This window comes from Streptomyces sp. NBC_00568 (genome assembly GCF_026341855.1).
Classification (GTDB): domain Bacteria; phylum Actinomycetota; class Actinomycetes; order Streptomycetales; family Streptomycetaceae; genus Streptomyces.
Genome location: NZ_JAPENW010000001.1, coordinates 6,701,223 through 6,718,056, shown reverse-complemented (window position 1 = coordinate 6,718,056; position 16,834 = coordinate 6,701,223). Strand labels below are relative to the sequence as shown.

General features: G+C 70.7%; 12 protein-coding genes and 1 pseudogene. 6 read left to right on the top strand and 7 right to left on the bottom strand.

Annotation, left to right across the window (positions count from 1 at the left end; genetic code table 11):
* Window positions 1-297 precede the first annotated feature (297 nt).
* Complete coding sequence (locus OOK38_RS29250; protein ID WP_266755673.1) at window positions 298-717, top strand: hypothetical protein; 420 nt, start codon at window positions 298-300, stop codon at window positions 715-717.
* Window positions 718-902: 185 nt separating this feature from the next.
* Here OOK38_RS29250 and OOK38_RS29245 read toward each other — a convergent pair whose 3' ends face one another.
* Window positions 903-2,219, bottom strand: a complete 1,317-nt coding sequence (locus OOK38_RS29245; protein WP_266755675.1) for a hypothetical protein — start codon at window positions 2,217-2,219, stop codon at window positions 903-905.
* A 552-nt stretch (window positions 2,220-2,771) separates the two neighbouring features.
* Between OOK38_RS29245 and OOK38_RS29240 the strand changes: the two genes are divergently transcribed.
* Window positions 2,772-4,940, top strand: a complete 2,169-nt coding sequence (locus OOK38_RS29240; RefSeq protein ID WP_266755677.1) for a SpoIIE family protein phosphatase — start codon at window positions 2,772-2,774, stop codon at window positions 4,938-4,940.
* A 168-nt stretch (window positions 4,941-5,108) separates the two neighbouring features.
* Here OOK38_RS29240 and OOK38_RS29235 read toward each other — a convergent pair whose 3' ends face one another.
* Window positions 5,109-6,293, bottom strand: a complete 1,185-nt coding sequence (locus OOK38_RS29235) for a type III polyketide synthase (protein WP_266848933.1) — start codon at window positions 6,291-6,293, stop codon at window positions 5,109-5,111.
* Window positions 6,294-6,648: 355 nt separating this feature from the next.
* On the opposite strand from OOK38_RS29235, the pseudogene OOK38_RS34635 reads away from it, so the two are divergent.
* A pseudogene (locus OOK38_RS34635) lies at window positions 6,649-6,702 on the top strand (hypothetical protein); the annotation flags it as partial.
* Window positions 6,703-6,893: 191 nt separating this feature from the next.
* A complete protein-coding gene (locus OOK38_RS29225) occupies window positions 6,894-7,028 on the top strand; it encodes a hypothetical protein (protein WP_266848931.1) in 135 nt (44 codons plus the stop codon).
* Window positions 7,029-7,249: 221 nt separating this feature from the next.
* Here the strand turns inward: OOK38_RS29225 and OOK38_RS29220 are convergent, their stop codons facing one another.
* Window positions 7,250-8,257 (bottom strand): NADP-dependent oxidoreductase, encoded by a 1,008-nt coding sequence (locus OOK38_RS29220; RefSeq protein ID WP_266755683.1) that lies wholly within the window; start codon window positions 8,255-8,257, stop codon window positions 7,250-7,252.
* A 261-nt stretch (window positions 8,258-8,518) separates the two neighbouring features.
* Here OOK38_RS29220 and OOK38_RS29215 point away from each other — a divergent pair, with 261 nt between their 5' ends.
* Window positions 8,519-9,016, top strand: a complete 498-nt coding sequence (locus OOK38_RS29215; protein ID WP_266755684.1) for a DUF485 domain-containing protein — start codon at window positions 8,519-8,521, stop codon at window positions 9,014-9,016.
* Window positions 9,013-10,629 (top strand): cation acetate symporter, encoded by a 1,617-nt coding sequence (locus OOK38_RS29210; protein ID WP_266755685.1) that lies wholly within the window; start codon window positions 9,013-9,015, stop codon window positions 10,627-10,629. The genes OOK38_RS29215 and OOK38_RS29210 overlap by 4 nt, the downstream gene beginning before the upstream one ends.
* A 139-nt stretch (window positions 10,630-10,768) precedes the next feature.
* Here the strand turns inward: OOK38_RS29210 and OOK38_RS29205 are convergent, their stop codons facing one another.
* The 4 genes from OOK38_RS29205 to OOK38_RS29190 all read right to left on the bottom strand — a co-directional run bounded on the left by OOK38_RS29205 (window position 10,769) and on the right by OOK38_RS29190 (window position 16,832).
* The gene (locus OOK38_RS29205) at window positions 10,769-13,189 is read right to left on the bottom strand and encodes a SpoIIE family protein phosphatase (RefSeq protein ID WP_266755687.1); all 2,421 of its coding nucleotides are present in this window, start codon (window positions 13,187-13,189) and stop codon (window positions 10,769-10,771) included.
* Between the two features lie 333 nt (window positions 13,190-13,522).
* Window positions 13,523-14,800 carry an ABC transporter substrate-binding protein gene (locus OOK38_RS29200; RefSeq protein ID WP_266755689.1) on the bottom strand — a complete coding sequence of 426 codons (1,278 nt, stop codon included), beginning with the start codon at window positions 14,798-14,800 and terminating at the stop codon, window positions 13,523-13,525.
* Window positions 14,801-14,805: 5 nt separating this feature from the next.
* Window positions 14,806-15,954, bottom strand: a complete 1,149-nt coding sequence (locus OOK38_RS29195; RefSeq protein WP_266755690.1) for a branched-chain amino acid ABC transporter permease — start codon at window positions 15,952-15,954, stop codon at window positions 14,806-14,808.
* Window positions 15,951-16,832, bottom strand: coding sequence for a branched-chain amino acid ABC transporter permease (locus OOK38_RS29190; protein WP_266848930.1), 882 nt, complete (start codon window positions 16,830-16,832; stop codon window positions 15,951-15,953). Before OOK38_RS29190 ends, OOK38_RS29195 begins: the two co-directional genes overlap by 4 nt.
* Window positions 16,833-16,834 lie beyond the last annotated feature (2 nt).

Below are 16,834 nucleotides of genomic sequence, written 5' to 3'. Positions count from 1 at the left end.
CAGAGCCCCGGGCCGATCGTGGTCCGGGACCTTTCAGCTCCGCCAACACAGTCTGGAGAAGGGGCCGTTGCTTCAGCCTCTCGTACTGCGGCACCAGACCATGGCGGGACGCCCCGATTCACCACGCTCACGGCCTGCCGCTGCGGCCGGCGCGCGACCTCTTCGCGCTGGTCAGGGGATTAAAAGGGTGTCAGACAGGGCGATCAGGACTCCGTAGCACCTCGCGCTTATCTGGTCCTTATCCATCGTGTAGCGTGCGCGCGTTCGATCTCCATGCGACCCCTAGGACAACCGCCAATGAGCGCTCCGACGCCCTCCGCCGCCCCGCAAGACCCTCAGTTCCCGCAAGGCGGGCCCATACCCGAGGCCGCGCCCGCCACGGCGCCCGCGCCCGCGCCCGCCAAGAAGAGCAAGCTGAAGAAGTTCCTCACCGTCGTCGTCATGATCGTCGTCGCGGTGGCGGTGAAGCTCGGCATCGGCTACGTCTTCAACTCCCCGGTACGCGCTGATGTCGGCGACTGCGTCAAGGTCACCGGCTCCGAGAACAACCCCGACGTCGAGACCAAGGGCTGCGACGACGGTGACGCCAACTACAAGGTCGTCAAGGTCGTCAAGAACACCTTCGACGTCAACGCCTGCACCGTCGGCGAGGCCGCGCTCGCGCAGGAGTGGGACGCCGACAAGTTCGTCCTCTGCCTGGACCCCGTGAAGAAGTAGGGCGCATCGGGACACGACTCAGGCTGGGCTGCGGTCAGCCGCCCAGCCTGTGCGTTCTTCCGTACGGGTGCTGTACAGCAACCGACATGCCGCGCACCGGGCGTCGCCGTCCCCGGGCCCGTCCCCTGCGCGTGCGCGTGCGCGTGCGGAGCGACAACTGCCCGGCCGACCGGCCCACTTCCCGCCTACCCGCCCGGCACTTCATAGACCACGACCACCCCGTGCGAGAAGTTGAGCTCGGAGCCTCCGCCACCGGCCGCGATGGATCCGGCGCCCCACACCTCGTGCGTGTCCGGTACCTGGACAAGTTCGCCGAGCGCCAGTTGCTGGGCCCGGTCGAACTTGGAGACCTGGCCGGTCTTCCCCGGTAGCAGCGGCGACTTGGCGATGCTTTCGTATGTGCCGTCGGCGCGAAGCCGGCCCCACCGGAAGACCAGGCCGTGGGCGCCGTCCGGGGCGACCGCTCGGGGCCCGGGGAGCTGGTCCGATGTCGGCCCTTCCTCCCAGCGGCTCCCGTCCCAGTGGGCGAGGACGGGTGCCTCGTCCTGTCCCTCATTGGGATCGTCGCCCGGGTAGGACTGCGTGCCGACCGTCCACACGTCGTCCGGTCCGGCCGCTACCACGTCGTTCAGGACCGCACTCCGGTCGTCGCCGGGGCCCGCGTTCGCCGGAGGCTGGAACTGCGGGGCAGGGACGAGCCGCCAGCCGCGGCCGTCATAGTGCATCGCGGCCGGCGCGGCACGGCGACCGGGGCTGCTGCCGGTGCTCACCTGTGCGCCGGGGGCGCTGCCGACCGCCCAGATGTCGTCGGGCGCCCGCCCGGCGATCGCGTCCGCCCGGGCCGGCAGCCGGACCTCGGTCCAGTGCGCGCCGGTCCAGTGCCAGACCGTCTGCTCCTCGACAGGCCATTGCCCCGGGAGCTCGCCGGCCCGCGTCCCTGTCAGCAGCCACACGTCGTCGGGGGCGAAGACGGCCGCGTCCTTGACCTGGTCGGTCATCCGCGGTGGCAGGGGCACGTCCCGCCAACGGCTGCCGTCCCAGCGGGCGATGGCCGGGGTGACGTCCTCGGTGCCCACCGGGTTGTCGGTGCCGAAGAGCCAGGTGTTCCCCGGCCCCGACGACGCCAGTTCGACCAGGGACAGCCGGCTGAGCTTCGGCAGGTCGGCAGCGGCGTCGTAGTCCCGCCACTCCCGACCGTCGTAGTGGACGAAGAAGGTCTTGTCCCAGTCGTCTCCGGCAAGACCGACCGCCCATGCGTCCCGGTCGGAGGCGACAGACAGAGCTCTCAGCTCCGCGTTGTCCTCCTTGCTGGAATAGGCGATCTTCCACGCTCCCTCCTTCGCCGATGGACTCGGGGACGCGGTCTTCGACCGTGTCGTCGAAGGCGTCCTGGCGTCCGCGTCCCGTGCCTGGCCGCCGCAGGCCGTGAGCAGCGTCAGGCACAGAACGGCAGCGGCACCGGCGACCCGCGCCGCATTCCGGACGCGGGAGTCGATTGCCATGACGGACCTCCAAGCTGGGGGGAAAGATCGCGGGAGTCTGCGTGCCGACGTGACTGCCCGCACCAGATGATCACCGGGCAGGGCAAGGCCGTCAACGGTCACCCACTTCATGCCGACGAGCCTGACGTCCGCGTCGGTCGGCTCGCGCCGCTCGTGCGGGAAGCCGGTGGCGGAACGGCCGTGGAGGATGCGGTTGTGGGCGTGGGTGACGGCGTCGTGCCTCGCGTGCTCGCAGAGCACGATCAGGCCGCCCCCACGTCATGCAGGTCCGCGTGCCTCTCCGGCGAACTCGGACTCGCCATCACCGGGCGCCGGTGCCCGGTGGTCCTGCGGCGGTCGTCGCATCCTGGCGGGCGACGCCCCGGCGAGGTGACCATGGCCCCACCGGCCGTGGCATTCCCTCATGGTCGGCGTTCACCGCGCGATCCGCTGGTGTGGGCGAAGCGACCCCCGGTGTTATTCAATGAGGTGTGCGGTCAGGGATCTCGGTGCCCCGACGCACGGGTCCGAGTACAGCCCCGGCGCTGCGCCGGGGATTGCTGAGAGAGCCGCATGGACTCCACACCCTCCCCCTCGTCCTCTTCACCGTTTGAACTGGTCAGCCGTGCCCTGGGGCGCTACATCCCGCGCGGCGGAGCGGCAGCGGCGGCCGGTCCCGCGAACGCGCAGGGCGACCGCGCCACCCGCCAGCGCGTACCCGACAGCCCGGCGGCCGACCGTCAGGATCAGATTCTCGGCGTGGTCAACCTGGACAGGGATCTGAGAATCACCCGCAGCAATCTGGACGCCCCCGTATTCGCGGGTCTGGACGCCGTGGCCGGGAGTCCTTTCGCCGATCTCCTGCCCACCGGGGACGTACCGACGGTCACACGGCGGTTGCGGCAGGTCCTGGAGATCGGTGAGGCGCACGTCGCCCGGATCCAGCGCCTGCGGCGCGGCGACGGGTCGGAGCTGGTGGTCTCGCTGAGCATCCTGCCCGCCGCGGCGCCTCAGGAGGGCTTGACCGTCTCCGTGATCGCCATGGCCAGGAGGCTGCACCTGTACGCCGCCGAGACCGCGATCGGTACCTCGCTGGACATCGGCGAGACCGCGCAGTCGCTGGCGGAGTCCCTGCTGGCTTGGGGAGACGTGGCCGCCGTCGATCTCGACTTCGCCGTGTGGACGGGCGAGGGAGTCAGCGAGCATGCGCAGGGGCGCATCCGGCTACGGCGGGCGGCCCTGGTGCCGGACCGGGCGTGGCCCGAGGGTTATGTGACTCCGGGTGGCGATCTTCCGAGCGACGCGAGTCGCCTGCTGGCGCAGGCGGTACTGCGGGACGATGCCCCGCAGCCCATCGTCATACCCGACCGGGAGGCGGTCGAGCGGCTGCTCGGCAGTCAGCGAGTGATCCGTGCCCTGGTGCCCGGTGACCGGTCGGCGAGTGTGGCGTGCGTACCGCTGGTCCTGGACCGCGCGCCACCCGTCGTGCTGGGCCTGGCTGAGGTCTGGCGGCGGTCGGACCGCCCCTTCCGCGACAGCGAGTTGTTCGACCTGCAGGAACTGGTGGCCAGGACCGCCCATCACGTCGACCTGGCCCGTCAACACCAGCGCGAGCACACCCAGGTGCTGGCGTTGCAGCGCCGGCTGCTGCCCCGGACCGGCGGCCACACCATTGAGATCGCCAGCGTCTACCAGCCCGCCACCCCCGACAGCGCGGGCGTCGGCGGCGACTGGGTGAACAGCTTTCCGCTGCCGGACGGCCGTACCGCGTTGGTGGTCGGTGACGTCGTCGGGCACGGCCTGGGAGCCGCGGCGACCATGGGCCAGCTGAGCATGGAGGCCCGCGCCCTGCTGTCCGCGGGGCTGGCGCCCGACGAGGTGCTGGAGCACCTGGACGAGACCGTGACGCTTCTGGACGACGCGGAGTCCGGACTGGCGGCCGGCTACAGCGCCCTCGGCTCCACCTGCTGCATCGCCCTCTACGACCCGGTCAGCCACCAGGTGACGCTCTCCAGCGCGGGCCACCTCCCTCCGGTCCTGGTGCTTCCGAACGGGCACGCAGGCCCGCTCGCGGTCCGCCCTCACCCCGGCCTGGGCGCCGAGTTCGCGCTGCGGGAGCCGTTCGACGTGCACACGTTCGGCGCGCCCCCGGGCTCCCTGCTCGCCCTCTACACCGACGGCCTGGTGGAGGATCCGGCCCTGTCGATCGACGAGGGCATCAGCAGGCTGACGGACGCCGTGTCCACGGTGCACCCCTGGGATGCCCTGCAGCAGGCCGCACGGCACGTCGTCTCCGCGCTGGCGCCCGCGCGCCAGCGCGACGACGTGACCCTGCTGCTCGCGCGCATGATCGGCTACCACAAGGGGGACACCGCGACCTGGCGGCTACCCGCTCGCGACGACGCGCCCGCCCGTGCCCGCGCGCACGTCTCCGCACGGCTGCGGCAATGGCACACCAGGAGCGACATCCAGGACGACGTGCCGCTGCTGGTCAGCGAGCTGGTCACGAACGCGGTGCGCTTCGCCACCGGTCCGATCACGATACGGCTGATCAGGGCCGGTGGTGGTCATGGCCTGCTGTGCGAGGTGGGAGACACCGGCAACGGCAGGCCGCGTCTGGGCCGGGGCGGCCTCCTCGACGACGGCGGGCGTGGCCTGCACGTCGTGCACCGGCTCACCACCCGGTGGGGGGTGCGGTGGACGGACACCGGCAAGGTGGTCTGGGCGGAAGTCGCAAGATGACGCGGCTGCGGGGCGGGCGCGGCCGGGCGTCCGCGAGCGCGGCGAGGGCAGGGCGGCGTGCGCGTCAGCCGGCGCCACCGACGGTACGGACGGCGCCCGCAGCGGTACCGGTGGCGTGACCGGTGATGCGGGCGGCCCGTTCGCTGCTACGGGTGGCGCGGGCTCGCTCTACAGCCACTCCCCTTCCAGGGCGGTGGCGGTGAGGCCCGGTGCCGCCGCATACAGGACGGCGCGACTGCCCGACTTCTGTCCGGCGTCGTGCGCCCGCCTCAGGATGTCGAACACGGCGGCGCCTCCGCGGTTGCCGCTGGTGTAGCTGTCCCGGCTGTAGTCCAGCAGCCCGGACGGCCATGCGTCGGGCATCGTCTGCTCCATGTACTCCAGCACCCGGGTCCCGCCGGGGTGCGCGAGCAGCACGTCGGGGTGCCAGGAGTCGGGGTCGTCCTGGTAACGGACCTGCAGCCACTCCCACATCGCGGTGACCGTCTCCTGTACGGCGCGCGGCCCGCGCCGGTCCATCACGAAGTGAGTGCCGTCCGCCCGCGTTTCCAGGCAGTGCAGGTCTTGGGTGTCGGGCACGGTGTGGTGCCAGGCCGCGTCCAGCCGCAGCACCGACTCGCGCCTCGGGCGGCCCGTGACCACCGCGGCGACCGCGGTGTCCGCGAACAGCAACCGGACGATCAGGGACTCGAGGGTGTCGTCCGCGGGCTGGTAGGTCGTGCTCAGCGCCTCCGCGATCACGACCAGGACCACCCGATCGGGGTCCGCTGCCACGAGATCAGCCGCCAGGGCCAGGGAGCGGGTTCCCGCGACGCAGGCCCACTGCGTGGCCGGCAGCAGCATCACGTCGTCGCGGAGCGCGAGCTTGTTGGCCAGGGCGATGTCCAGACCGGGCAGCGCCGGGGTGGTGGAGTGACTGGTGATGAGGCAGTCGATGTCCGTGGCGTCCAGCCCGGCGATCTGCAGGGCCCCGCGTGCCGCACGCTCCCCGTAGGACTGCACGGCCTCCCAGGCCGGCGCGGTGCGCTCCTGGACGGTCTGCGGCGCGGGTATCGCCTCGAGGGCGGCGATCACGCGGTCCACGTCCTGCTGGGTGAACCCGTCGCGTGCCAGCGCCTCTTGGGCGGTCCCGATGCCGACAGCCCGCAGGCCGCCGCCTTCGCCGGGCGCGACGGCGGTCTCCAGCGGCAGCATCCACCCGCGGGTCTCGATGCCCGTACTGGCCGCGATGCCGTCGATCCGCGGCGCCCACGCCGCATGCGGGTGCCGGTCGCGCACCTCCGCCACGATCTGGCTGGTCTCCACGGCGTGCTCGCCGTGAATCACGGCAGGAGGACAGAGGTAAGCGGCCATGATGGGCACCTTTCCAGGGGAACAAGGAGGAACGTCACGAGGGCTGCGTCATGGGCCGCTCTGGGAACTTCGCGCCCATGCCGATGGGCTCCACTTCGGGAGTCGCCGTCCAGGTCGAGCATGGACGCGAAAGGGACATTTCCGCTGTGACTAAGTCAACTTGGGCGGACATTGGAGGGCGTGATGCGGCACACACCGCCGAAACAGAGGGGCCCTCGGAGCGGCTCCACAGGCCTTGCCTGACTCACCGTCAGCCGGGGGGGCGCCTGGTCCGGGCGCGCACCGCCGCCGGGCTGGTGTCGGCGCCCGCCATGACGGTCCCGCGGAGGCGACATCAGCCGGAGGCCCCCGGCTGATGCCGCGACACGGCATCGAACGACTCCCAGTGGTCGACGAAAAGGACCGGCTCGTCGACATCGTCACCCGCCGCGGCCTGCTCCAGGTCTTCCTGCGCTCCGCCGAGGAGATCTGGCAGGCCGTGCAACGCGAGGTGTTCGCCGACGCGCTCCGGCTCGGCCCCCAGATCTCCGAAGTCGCCGTCCACGACGGTGCGGTCACGCTCACCGGGCAGCTGGAAGGCTGCGCAGAGCCGCCGTCGCGGTGGGTCCGACGCGCCCGCTGGACGGTGTCGTCGACGTCGTGGACGACCTCACCCACCGCTTCGACGACAGGCGCACACAGGTCACCGGACCGAGCCAGCACGGAACGGCCGACGGCCGGCTGCGCGGGTCATGAGCCCACGGACCCCTCCCCTGGTCGGCCGGCCTTGCGGCGACGGGGGGTCAAAGGCCCTCGGACATGGTCGAGATGACCCACCGATCGGGGTCGGCCGCCCGGCTACGCGTCCACCAGGCCGAGCGGCCCGACCTGCTGACCACTGCAGAGAGTCAAACTGCGGCGAGGCCACCGCAGTGGCCTCGCCGACCGTTAAAGCGCGGCCCCGCTCCCGGCGGCCGTCATGCCAGCTCCAGGACGAGCTTGCCGACGTTCTCGCCACGGAAGAGCATCTGCAGCGCCTCGGGGAAGTCGTCCACGCTCCCTCTCACGACGTGTTCCTTGACCTTGATGCGGCCGTCGCCGATCCAGGCGGAGATGTCCTGCGCGGCCTCTGGATAGCGCTTGGCATGGTCGAAGACGACGAATCCCTCCATCCGGGCGCGGCGCACCAGCAGCGTCAGGTAGTTCGAGGGGCCCTTGACCGGGGTGGCGTTGTTGTACTGACTGATCGCACCGCAGACCACGACGCGCGCGTGCATCGCCAGCCGGGTCAGAGCGGCGTCGAGGATGTCGCCGCCCACGTTGTCGAAGTAGACGTCGATGCCGTCGGGGGCGTGCCGGCGCAGCGCCTTCCTGACGTCCTCGGCGCGGTAGTCGATCGCCGCGTCGAATCCCAGCTCGTCGGTGAGCAGGGCGCACTTCTCCGGCCCTCCGGCGATGCCGACGACCCGGCAGCCCTTGGCCTTCGCGATCTGCCCCGCGATGGTGCCGACGGCGCCGGCCGCCCCCGACACCACGACGGTCTCGCCGTCCTTCAGTGCCCCTACGTCCAGCAGGCCGAAGTAGGCGGTCATTCCGGGCATGCCCAGTGCGCCCAGATACGTCGAGGGAGGGGCGAGGGAGGTGTCGATCTTCATGGCGCCCTTGCCGTCGGAGACCACGTGCTCCTGGACGCCGAACATTCCGACCACGTGATCACCCGGCTGGAAGTCGGGGTGGTTGGAGGCGGTGACCTCGATGACCGATCCGGCACGCATCACCTCACCGATGGCCACCGGCGGCAGGTAGGAGGGACGGTCGTCCAGCCAGCCCCGCATCGCCGGGTCCAGGGAGATGACGCGTGTGCGACCCGCGAACCGGCCCGGGCCGGGTTCGTCGACGGGCCCCGCGCAGTGCTCCCAGTCATCGGGTTGCACCTCGCCAACGGGGCGGGCTGACAGACGGATCTGGCGGTTGGTCGCGGACATCGCGCCTCCTGTCGTTGCGGCTCCCCCTGACCATACCGACCAGTAGGTACGACGGCGGCCGTGATGTGCGCCACAGGGCGCCCCGCGTGGCGGGCACCTATGGCTCGCGGGCCGTCGACCGACAGCGCCTGCCGGATGCCGCGTCGAGCCCAAAACGTGACGCCCCACAGACTGTCCGGCATACCAACCAGTCGGTATCGTGCGCCGCCACGCCTCTCCCCCAGCCCTCCACGGAACCGAGCCGAGCCGGAAGGCCACGCGATGACATATCCCCATGACCCGCGGTACCCGCAGCAGGAATGGCCGCAGCCGCGGACCGAGCCGTACGCCCGTGCCCCTCGGTACGAGTCGTACGGGCGGGATCCGGGACAGGAGCCCTCCCCGTCCGGATACGCCGACGCCCCGTACGACTGGTACGGGCAAGCCGCCCGGCAGGAACCGTACGCGCACGAGACGCCTCGGCCCAGCGCCGACCTCGCCGCCCTTCGCTCGGCCTACCGCGTGCTCCGCCGGGTCTCCACGATCACCGCACTCGGCTCCTTCGTGGTGTACGTGCTGCTGTCCTGCTACGCACCGGAACTGATGGGGACCAGGATCACCGGGGAGCTGAGCCTGGGCATAGCCCTGGGGATCCTTCAGCTCGTCGTCACCTTCGCGGCGGTCTTCTCGTACGAGCGCAGCGCACAACGCTCGGTGGACCCGTTGGCCCGCGTCGTCAGGGAGCGGGCGGCCGACCGGCCCGCGGGGGTGGCGAGATGACCGACTTCGACTCCGGGTCGCAGGCCACCGTCCTCGTCCTCTTCACCGCCCTGGTCACCGTCACGCTGCTGATGTGTGTGATGACGGGACCGGACCGCGACGACCTGACGAACTTCTACACCGGCTACCTTTCGCTCACCCCGTTCAAGAACGGCCTGGCCATCGCGGGCGACTACATCTCCGCGGCCACGGTGCTGAGCACCAGCGGCATCATCGCGCTCGCCGGATACGACGGCTATGTCCTCACGGTCAGCACCGCCTTGTCTCTGGTGCTGCTGATGTTCCTGCTGGCCGAACCTCTGCGCAACGCCGGCAGGTTCACCATGGGCGACGTCCTGGCCCGCACCATGCCCGGGCGGGCCGTGCGCATCGCCTCCTGCGTCGTGACGCTTTCGGCGACCCTGCCCTTCCTGGTCGTCCAGCTCTCCGGGGCCGGGTCGCTGCTCACGTTCATCCTGAACATCCCGCACGGGGCGGGCGCCAGGACGGCATGCATCGTCATCGTCGGCAGCCTGATGATCATTTACGCGGCGCTCGGCGGTATGCGGGGAACCGCGCTCCTTCAGATGATCAAGATCGTCATCCTGCTCGGCACCAGCGTCGTCGTCGCCGCCCTGGTCCTGCACCGCTTCGGCTGGAACCCCGGAGACCTGCTCAGGGCCGCCCAGCACGGCAGCGGCACGGGCCCCGCCTTCCTTCAGCAGGGCCTTCAGTTGGGCACCTCGGCCGGTGACCGGCTGGACTTCGTCGGTCTCCAGATCACCGTGGTCCTCGGCGTGGCCTGCCTGCCCCACATCACCATGCGTCTCTACTCCGCGCAGGACGCACCGGCCGTGCGTCGCTCCATGTCGTGGGCCGTCGGCACGGTCACCACCTTCTGCCTGCTCGTGATCATCTTGGGCACGGGCGCGGCAGCCCTGGTGGGATCGCGGTCCATCACCGCGGTCGACCCGCACGGCAGGACGGCGGTGCTCATGCTGTCGCAGGTGCTCGGCGGGGCCCCCGCCTCCGCGGGTGCGACGATTCTCTACTCGGCCGTGGCGGGAATGGTGTTCATCACTCTGCTGTCCTCGGTCGCGGGGATGACACTGGCCGCGGCCTCGTCGCTCGCTCACGACCTGTTCGCCCATGCGGCGCGACGGGGACAGGCGGAGCCGCGTACGGAGATGACGGTGGCGGCGTGGACGAGCGTGGCCGTGGGAACCGTGGCCATCGGGCTCGCCACCCTGGTCCAGAAATGGGACGTCGGCGTGCTGACCACTCTGGCCGTCTGCATCGGGGCATCCGCGGTGGCTCCCGCGCTGACCTACTCCCTGTTCTGGAGAGGATTCACGCGCACCGGACTGCTCGCCACCCTCTATGGCGGCACGGCCTGCGCACTGGTGCTGATGATCTTTTCCAAGGCCGTCTCGGGCACGTCGTCGGCCGTCTTCCCGAACGCCGACTTCCATTGGTTCCCCATGCAGTCCACCGGACTGGTCTCCATCCCGTTCGGCTACCTGGCGGGCTGGCTGGGCAGCCGGCTGGACCACCGGCGCCGCGCCGCTGACAGCCGGGAGAGCCGAGTGCTGTACGAGGAGAGCGAGGAGCGTCTGCTCGCCGCAGCCGAGTGACCGAGGTGGCGGGGGCGGACCGGGCAGGCGGCCTCGCTGCCGCCGCCTCGGTCCGCCCAGGGCCCTGCGCGGAGCCCCATGACAGCCGTACGCCTCCACGCGCGCCGATGTATGAGTCGACAGCAAGGGCCTGCGACGGTCAGGTGTACGTGCCGGCCAGTGGTTGCTCGGTCCACACCGTTTTGCCCTCGCGGGTGTAGCGAGTGCCCCAGCGTTCGGCCATCTGGGCCACCAGGAACAGGCCGCGCCCGCCCTCATCGGTGGTGCGGGCGCGGCGCAGGTGTGGTGCGGTGTGGCTGGCGTCGCTGACCTCGCACACCAGAAACCGTTCACGGATCAGCCGCAGGGTCGCAGGGCCACTGGCGTACCGGTAGGCGTTGGTGACCAGTTCGCTGGCGATCAACTCGGTGCTGAACGCCAAGTGCTCCAGGCCCCATTCGGTCAGCTTGGCCGAGGTCAACGCCCGGGCCCGGGCGGCGCCGGCAGGCTCCAGCGTCAGCTGCCAGGAGGCGACATCCTCCGGTGGCAGCATGCGGGTGCGGGCGATCAGCAACGCGATGTCGTCGCTGGGGTGTGCGGGCACGAGCGAGTCGACCACGGCTTGGCATGTCCGTTCCAGCTCGTCCGCAGGGCGGGTGAGCGCTGCGCACAGCTTGCTCAGGCCGATGTCCGCGTCGATGTTGCGTTCGCCGATGATTCCGTTGGTGTACAGGCACAGCAGGCTTCCCGCGGCCAGATCGATCTCCCGGGCCTCGAACGGCAGGCCTCCCAGGCCGAGAGGTGGGCCTGCGGGCAGATCGAGCAGCTCCACGTGTCCATCCGGACCGGTCACCACCGGAGGCGGGTGGCCCGCGCGGGCCACGGAGCACCGCCGGGAGACAGGGTCGTACACGGCGTACAGGCAGGTGGCGCCGACGACCTGCTCGCCCACGGGCCGTTCGCCGAACGCTTCCTGTTCGGCCGCCAGCAAGGTGACCAGGTCGTCCAGGCGCGAGAGAACCTCGTCCGGTTCCAGGTCGAGGCTGGCGAGCGTGTGTACGGCGGTGCGCAGCCGGCCCATCGTGGCAGCGGCGTGGATGCCGCGTCCCACCACGTCGCCGACGACGAGCGCGACCCGAGCCCCGGACAGCGGAATGACGTCGAACCAGTCGCCGCCCAGGCCCGGGGCCGCGCTGGCCGGCAGGTACCGCAGGGCCACCTCGACGGCCGACTGGTCCGGGACCGTCCGGGGCAGAAGGCTGCTCTGCAGGGTGAGGGCGGTCTGTTGCTGCTGGGTGAAGCGCCGGGCGTTGTCGATGGCGACGGCGGCGCGCGAGCCGAGTTCCTGGGCGAGGGTGAGGTCGTCCGCCTCGAAGGGATCGGGGCGGCTCGACCGCCACAGGGTCAGCACACCCAGCACCAGGCCACGTGCGGCGAGGGGTACCACGATCAGCGAGTGGGCGCCCGGGTCCGGGGCCTGGGCGTCCTGGCGGCTTTCGGTCGAGACGGAGTCGGACGACAGAACCGGTTCCAGGACGGGCCGCCCCTCGGCCAGGCATCTCGACTGCGGGGTGTCGGGTGCGAACTCCACCGGCACGCCCTGGCCGTGGGGCGGGCCGGGTTGCTGAGTTCCGATGCCGCAGACCCCCACTCGAACCACGGGTCCCGCCAGTGCCCGAGCCGGTTCCTCACCGCATGTGACCGACTCGAGCAGGTCCACCGACGCGTGGTCGGCGAGGTGCGGCACCATCACCTCGGCGAGTTCCCGGGCGGTCTCCGCCACGTCGAGCGTGGTTCCGATACGACTGCCGGCCTGGTCGAGGAGCGCGAGCCGACGCTGGGCCCGGTGGCGTCCGGTGATGTCCTCGATCATCTCGGCCACACCCAGGACGCGACCGGAGCGATCCTCCATCCGGAAGGCCGAGACCAAGGCGACCCGCTCTCGTGCCGGAGCCGATTCGAGGCGAGCGAACTGCTCGGAGTAGATCAACGGTCTGCCGGTCTCCATCACCTGACGCACACGGTCCACGGCCTTGCGCGCATCGTCGGGAACGAGCATGCAGCCGGTCGGCAGACCTCGAAAATCTGCTGCCGGGACGCCGGTGAAGCGTTCTACGGCCCGGTTGACCCGGAGAACTTTCAGGTCGGGGCCTTGGACGACCAGGCCGATCGGACACTGGTGGTACAACCCGTCGAGAATCGCGCGGTCCCTTTGCCAGGCCAGGACGTCGGCCGCAGGTGCCCCGGCGACAAGCCACTCACGGACCCGGTCGTCCCGGGAGAACGTCTGGGCCCTGAGCCCCATTTCCACAAGCCGTCCGTCGCGGTGCCGCACTTTGAGCACCCCGAACCAGCCGCCGGCTCTCCGGCAACTCGCCGCGGCCTCCCTCAGGGCCGGCAGATCACGCGGATCGACGAGGACCTCGAAGGCCTGACGACCGATCACGGCTGCGCCCGGATGGCCGAGCAGCTCTTCGGCCCGCCGGTTCCACCCGACCACGGCACCCCGGTCGTCGAGCACCGCCAGGGCGGCGAGGGGCGGGGCGAACGGATCGTCGTAGCTTCCGCTGAGCTCCGTCATCCGCATCTCCACAGTCGGCTGACCCGCTGATACGCCTAAGCCTAGTGAACCCGGTGGGGCCGCGCGCGCGCCGACCGCGGCCGGCGCGGGTCATCACGGCAGGGCCGCCGGTCCGCTGTCAGCGGCCCGCAGACACCGAGCCTGGTGTGGCTCCTTCGCGTCCGCTGGACAGCGACTGCCTCCTCCACCGGCGACGGCCCTGTCCGGCGCCGACGTGCCCGGCAGACGTCGGGTCAACCCCGTACCGGCAGGCACGCACGGCTCCGGGCTCCCGTGACGGGGCGAGGGCGGTCCCCAGGGTGTCGGGCATCGACGCGGACCGCCCCCGCCGGCTCACTGCGCCGCCGGGCCGAACTCCTTGCGGGTGTCGACCGGCTTGCCGAACAGCTGCCACCGCTCGCCCTTGAACCGCATCAGCTGCATCGTCTCCAGCGGGAAGGCGTCACCATGGCCGGTGGACATGGTGACCCCGGGCAGGAGCATGCCCACCTTCACGTCCTTCAGGCTGCGCACCGCGTCCCGCAGTCCTTCCCTGGTCGGGCACTTCATCGCGTCCAGGGCCTGGTGCAGGCTGGAGGCTGCGGCCCAGCCGTAGGCGTTGAACTGGTTGGCCGGGTCGGCGTCGGGTGCGTACTTGTGGAGCGCGTCCTTGTACGCCTTCATCTCGGGGTCGGCGGCCCACTGCGGGTCGGCGGGGTCCTTGAAATAGGTGGCCGAGACCACGCCTTGAACGTTCTTGAACCCGACCGGCTTGAGCACGGCGGCGGACGAGGCCACGTTGTTCACGATGTGCAGCGGATTCCACTTGGTGTTCCTGGCGTCGGCGGCGAGGGCCTGGCTGCCGAACTTGGGGGTGGTGACATTCAGCAGCACGTCCGCCTTGGAGCGTGCGAGGCTCGCCATCTGTGCCGACACGGAGGGGTCGGTGACCTCGTAGCTCTCCTCGGCGACCACCTTGACGCCGCTGCCGGCGACGGCCTTCTTGAACCCGCCGAGCAGGTCCTTGCCGAAGTCGTCGTTCTGGTAGAGGACCGCGACCTTGGCCTTGGGCCTCGCGTCCTTGAGGTACTTGGCGTACACGCGTGCCTCGGCCACGTAGTTGGGCTGCCAGCCGATGGTCCAGGGGTGCTGGTCGCCCGAACCCCAGGCGGAGGCGCCCGTCGCGACGAAGGGCTGCGGCACCTTCTGCTTGTTGAGGTAGTCCCACACGGCTGCCGTGGACGGGGTGCCCAGGGTCTGGAACACCGCGAAGACCTTCTCCTGCTCGACGAGTCTGCGGGCCTCCTCGACCGCCTTGGGCGGCTGATAGCCGTCGTCGCGGACGACGAACTCGACCTTGCGGCCGTCTATGCCGCCCTTGTCGTTGACGTGACGGAAGTAGGCGGCCACGCCCTTGCTGATCGTGCCGTACGCGGAGGCAGGTCCCGACAGCGGGTAGATCCCACCCAGCTTGATGGTCTTGTCGGTGATGCCGGTGGTCTGCTGGCCCTTGCACGCGCCACCGGCGGTGGTGTCCTGGGCGTCCTGACCTCGCTGGCTGCTGCAGGCGGTCGCGGTGAGCAGTGCGGCGGTCGCGGCCGCGGCCGCCCGCAGAGCGGTCGTCTTGCGCATGTGGATCATTCCTTTTCCGTGCGGGGCGGTGCGCCCACGGGTTCGGCGTCGGCACCTGCGGGGTCCGCAGGAGTGTGGGTGTCGGAGGGTCCGGACAGGGGCTGGGACTCCGGCTCCGCATCGGGCGCGGATTCGGCCTCTGGCGTCCGGTCGAGGGCAGCGGTGGCGCGAGGCGGGCGACGGGCGACTGCGCCCAGGACACGGGCCGGCAGACCGGCCAGTCCCGTCGGGGCCACGAACATCACCGTGATGATCAGCAGGCCGAACACGACTCCCGGCGCCGCCTCGCTGACGTCCTGGGACACGCTCGGCACGTACATCACGAACGCCGCCCCCAGCAGGGGTCCGTACAGCGAACCGAGCCCCCCGACCACCAGGCCGGCCAGCAGGGTGATGGACAGAACGAAGCTGAAGGAGTCGGGCGAGACGAAGCCGATCACCCAGGTGTAGAGACACCCCGCGACACCCGCGAACATCGCGCTCCACGCGAAGGCGAGGGTCTTGTGCAGCGACAGCCGCACACCCATGATCTCGGCGGCGCTCTCGTTGTCGCGTACGGCCAGCAGTGCCCGGCCGACACGGGACCGCAGCAGGTTGCGGGCGAGCGTCAGGGCTACGACAGTGACGGCGAGGACGACGAAGTACATCCACTGGTCCTCGGCCAGCCCGCTCCACGCGGGCGGCTGCAGCTTGTTCACGGTCAGCCCCATGGAGCCGCCCGTCACCGCTTCGAGCCGCTTGAGCAGGGGCGGCAGGAACACCGCGAACGAGAGGGTGACCAGGGCCAGGTACAGCCCGCGCAGTCGCAGCGCGGGCACTCCGAACCCGAGGCCCAGCAGGAAGCATCCGGCGGCCGCGGCCGGCAGCGTGGCCAGGTGGCCGGTGTCGTACCGGTCGAGCATGACCGCCGCCGTGTAGGCGCCCGCCGCGAAGAACGCGCCGTGCCCGAGCGAGATCTGCCCGCCGAAGCCGGTCAGCAGGTTCAGGCCGGACAGCGCCACGGCGTACAGGAGCACCATGGTCAGCTGGAAGACCTGGAACGGGGCGAAGTAGAACGGTGCGCCGACGGCGACCGCCGTCGCGACGAGGACGGTGAGCGCGGGCCGCAGCCACCGGACCCGGTCGGTGCCGAGTGCCGCTGTGATGGTGCTCATGCGCGCTCCACCGCCGCCCGTCCGAAGAGGCCCTGGGGCCGCACCAGCAGCACCGCAAGAATGATCACGAGGGGGACGCCCACCTTCAGATCGGCGCCGATCACGTCCACGTACGCCCCGGTCAGGGTCTCGGCGACACCCACGAACAGGCCGCCGACGACAGCACCGACCGGGCTGTCGAAGCCCCCGAGAGTGGCTGCGGCGAACGCGTAGATCAGCACCCCGCCCATCATGTTGGGCTCCAGGAACAGCACCGGGGCGACGAGCACGCCCGACACCGCGCCGACCGTCGCGGCCAGGCCCCAGCCGAGCATCAGCACCCGGCCCACCTGGATGCCGGACAACCGGGCGGAGGCCGGATTACAGGCGACCGCCCGCATCACCAGACCGATGGATGTGTGCTGGAACAGCAGATACAGCAGACCCATCACGACGGCCACCACACCGATGATCCCGAGCGTCGACCAGTCCATGCGCACACCGGTCAGGTCGAGTCCGCCGTCGGGGAAGGGCTGCGGGAAGTCCTTCACGGTGAACGACCAGATCAGGCCGGCCAGCGCGTTGACGAAGATGAACAGGCCGACCGTGACGATGACCACCGTCAGCTCGGGCGCACCCTGTACGGGGCGGATGACGATCCGCTCGAGCAGCATGCCGCCGGCGAAGGACACCGCGAGGGTGGCCGGCAGTGCCAGCCAGTACGGCATCCCGGACGCCACCAGCTGCCAGGCGACGTACGTCGAGAGCATGGCCAGCTCGCCCTGCGCGAAGTTGACGATCCCCGTGAACCGGTGGATCAGCACCAGGGCCAGCGCCAGGCTGGCGTACACGGCGCCGGAGCCCAGTCCCTCCACCACTTGCTGGAGCACATCGGTCACCG

Excerpts from the sequence above, each read along its gene's own strand:
- OOK38_RS29250 (WP_266755673.1), top strand. The coding sequence starts at position 298 with ATGAGCGCTCCGACGCCCTCCGCCGCCCCGCAAGACCCTCAGTTCCCG.
- OOK38_RS29245 (WP_266755675.1), bottom strand. The coding sequence starts at position 2,219 with ATGGCAATCGACTCCCGCGTCCGGAATGCGGCGCGGGTCGCCGGTGCC.
- OOK38_RS29240 (WP_266755677.1), top strand. The coding sequence starts at position 2,772 with ATGGACTCCACACCCTCCCCCTCGTCCTCTTCACCGTTTGAACTGGTC.
- OOK38_RS29235 (WP_266848933.1), bottom strand. The coding sequence starts at position 6,293 with ATGGCCGCTTACCTCTGTCCTCCTGCCGTGATTCACGGCGAGCACGCC.
- OOK38_RS29220 (WP_266755683.1), bottom strand. The coding sequence starts at position 8,257 with ATGTCCGCGACCAACCGCCAGATCCGTCTGTCAGCCCGCCCCGTTGGC.
- OOK38_RS29215 (WP_266755684.1), top strand. The coding sequence starts at position 8,519 with ATGACATATCCCCATGACCCGCGGTACCCGCAGCAGGAATGGCCGCAG.
- OOK38_RS29210 (WP_266755685.1), top strand. The coding sequence starts at position 9,013 with ATGACCGACTTCGACTCCGGGTCGCAGGCCACCGTCCTCGTCCTCTTC.
- OOK38_RS29205 (WP_266755687.1), bottom strand. The coding sequence starts at position 13,189 with ATGACGGAGCTCAGCGGAAGCTACGACGATCCGTTCGCCCCGCCCCTC.
- OOK38_RS29200 (WP_266755689.1), bottom strand. The coding sequence starts at position 14,800 with ATGCGCAAGACGACCGCTCTGCGGGCGGCCGCGGCCGCGACCGCCGCA.
- OOK38_RS29195 (WP_266755690.1), bottom strand. The coding sequence starts at position 15,954 with ATGAGCACCATCACAGCGGCACTCGGCACCGACCGGGTCCGGTGGCTG.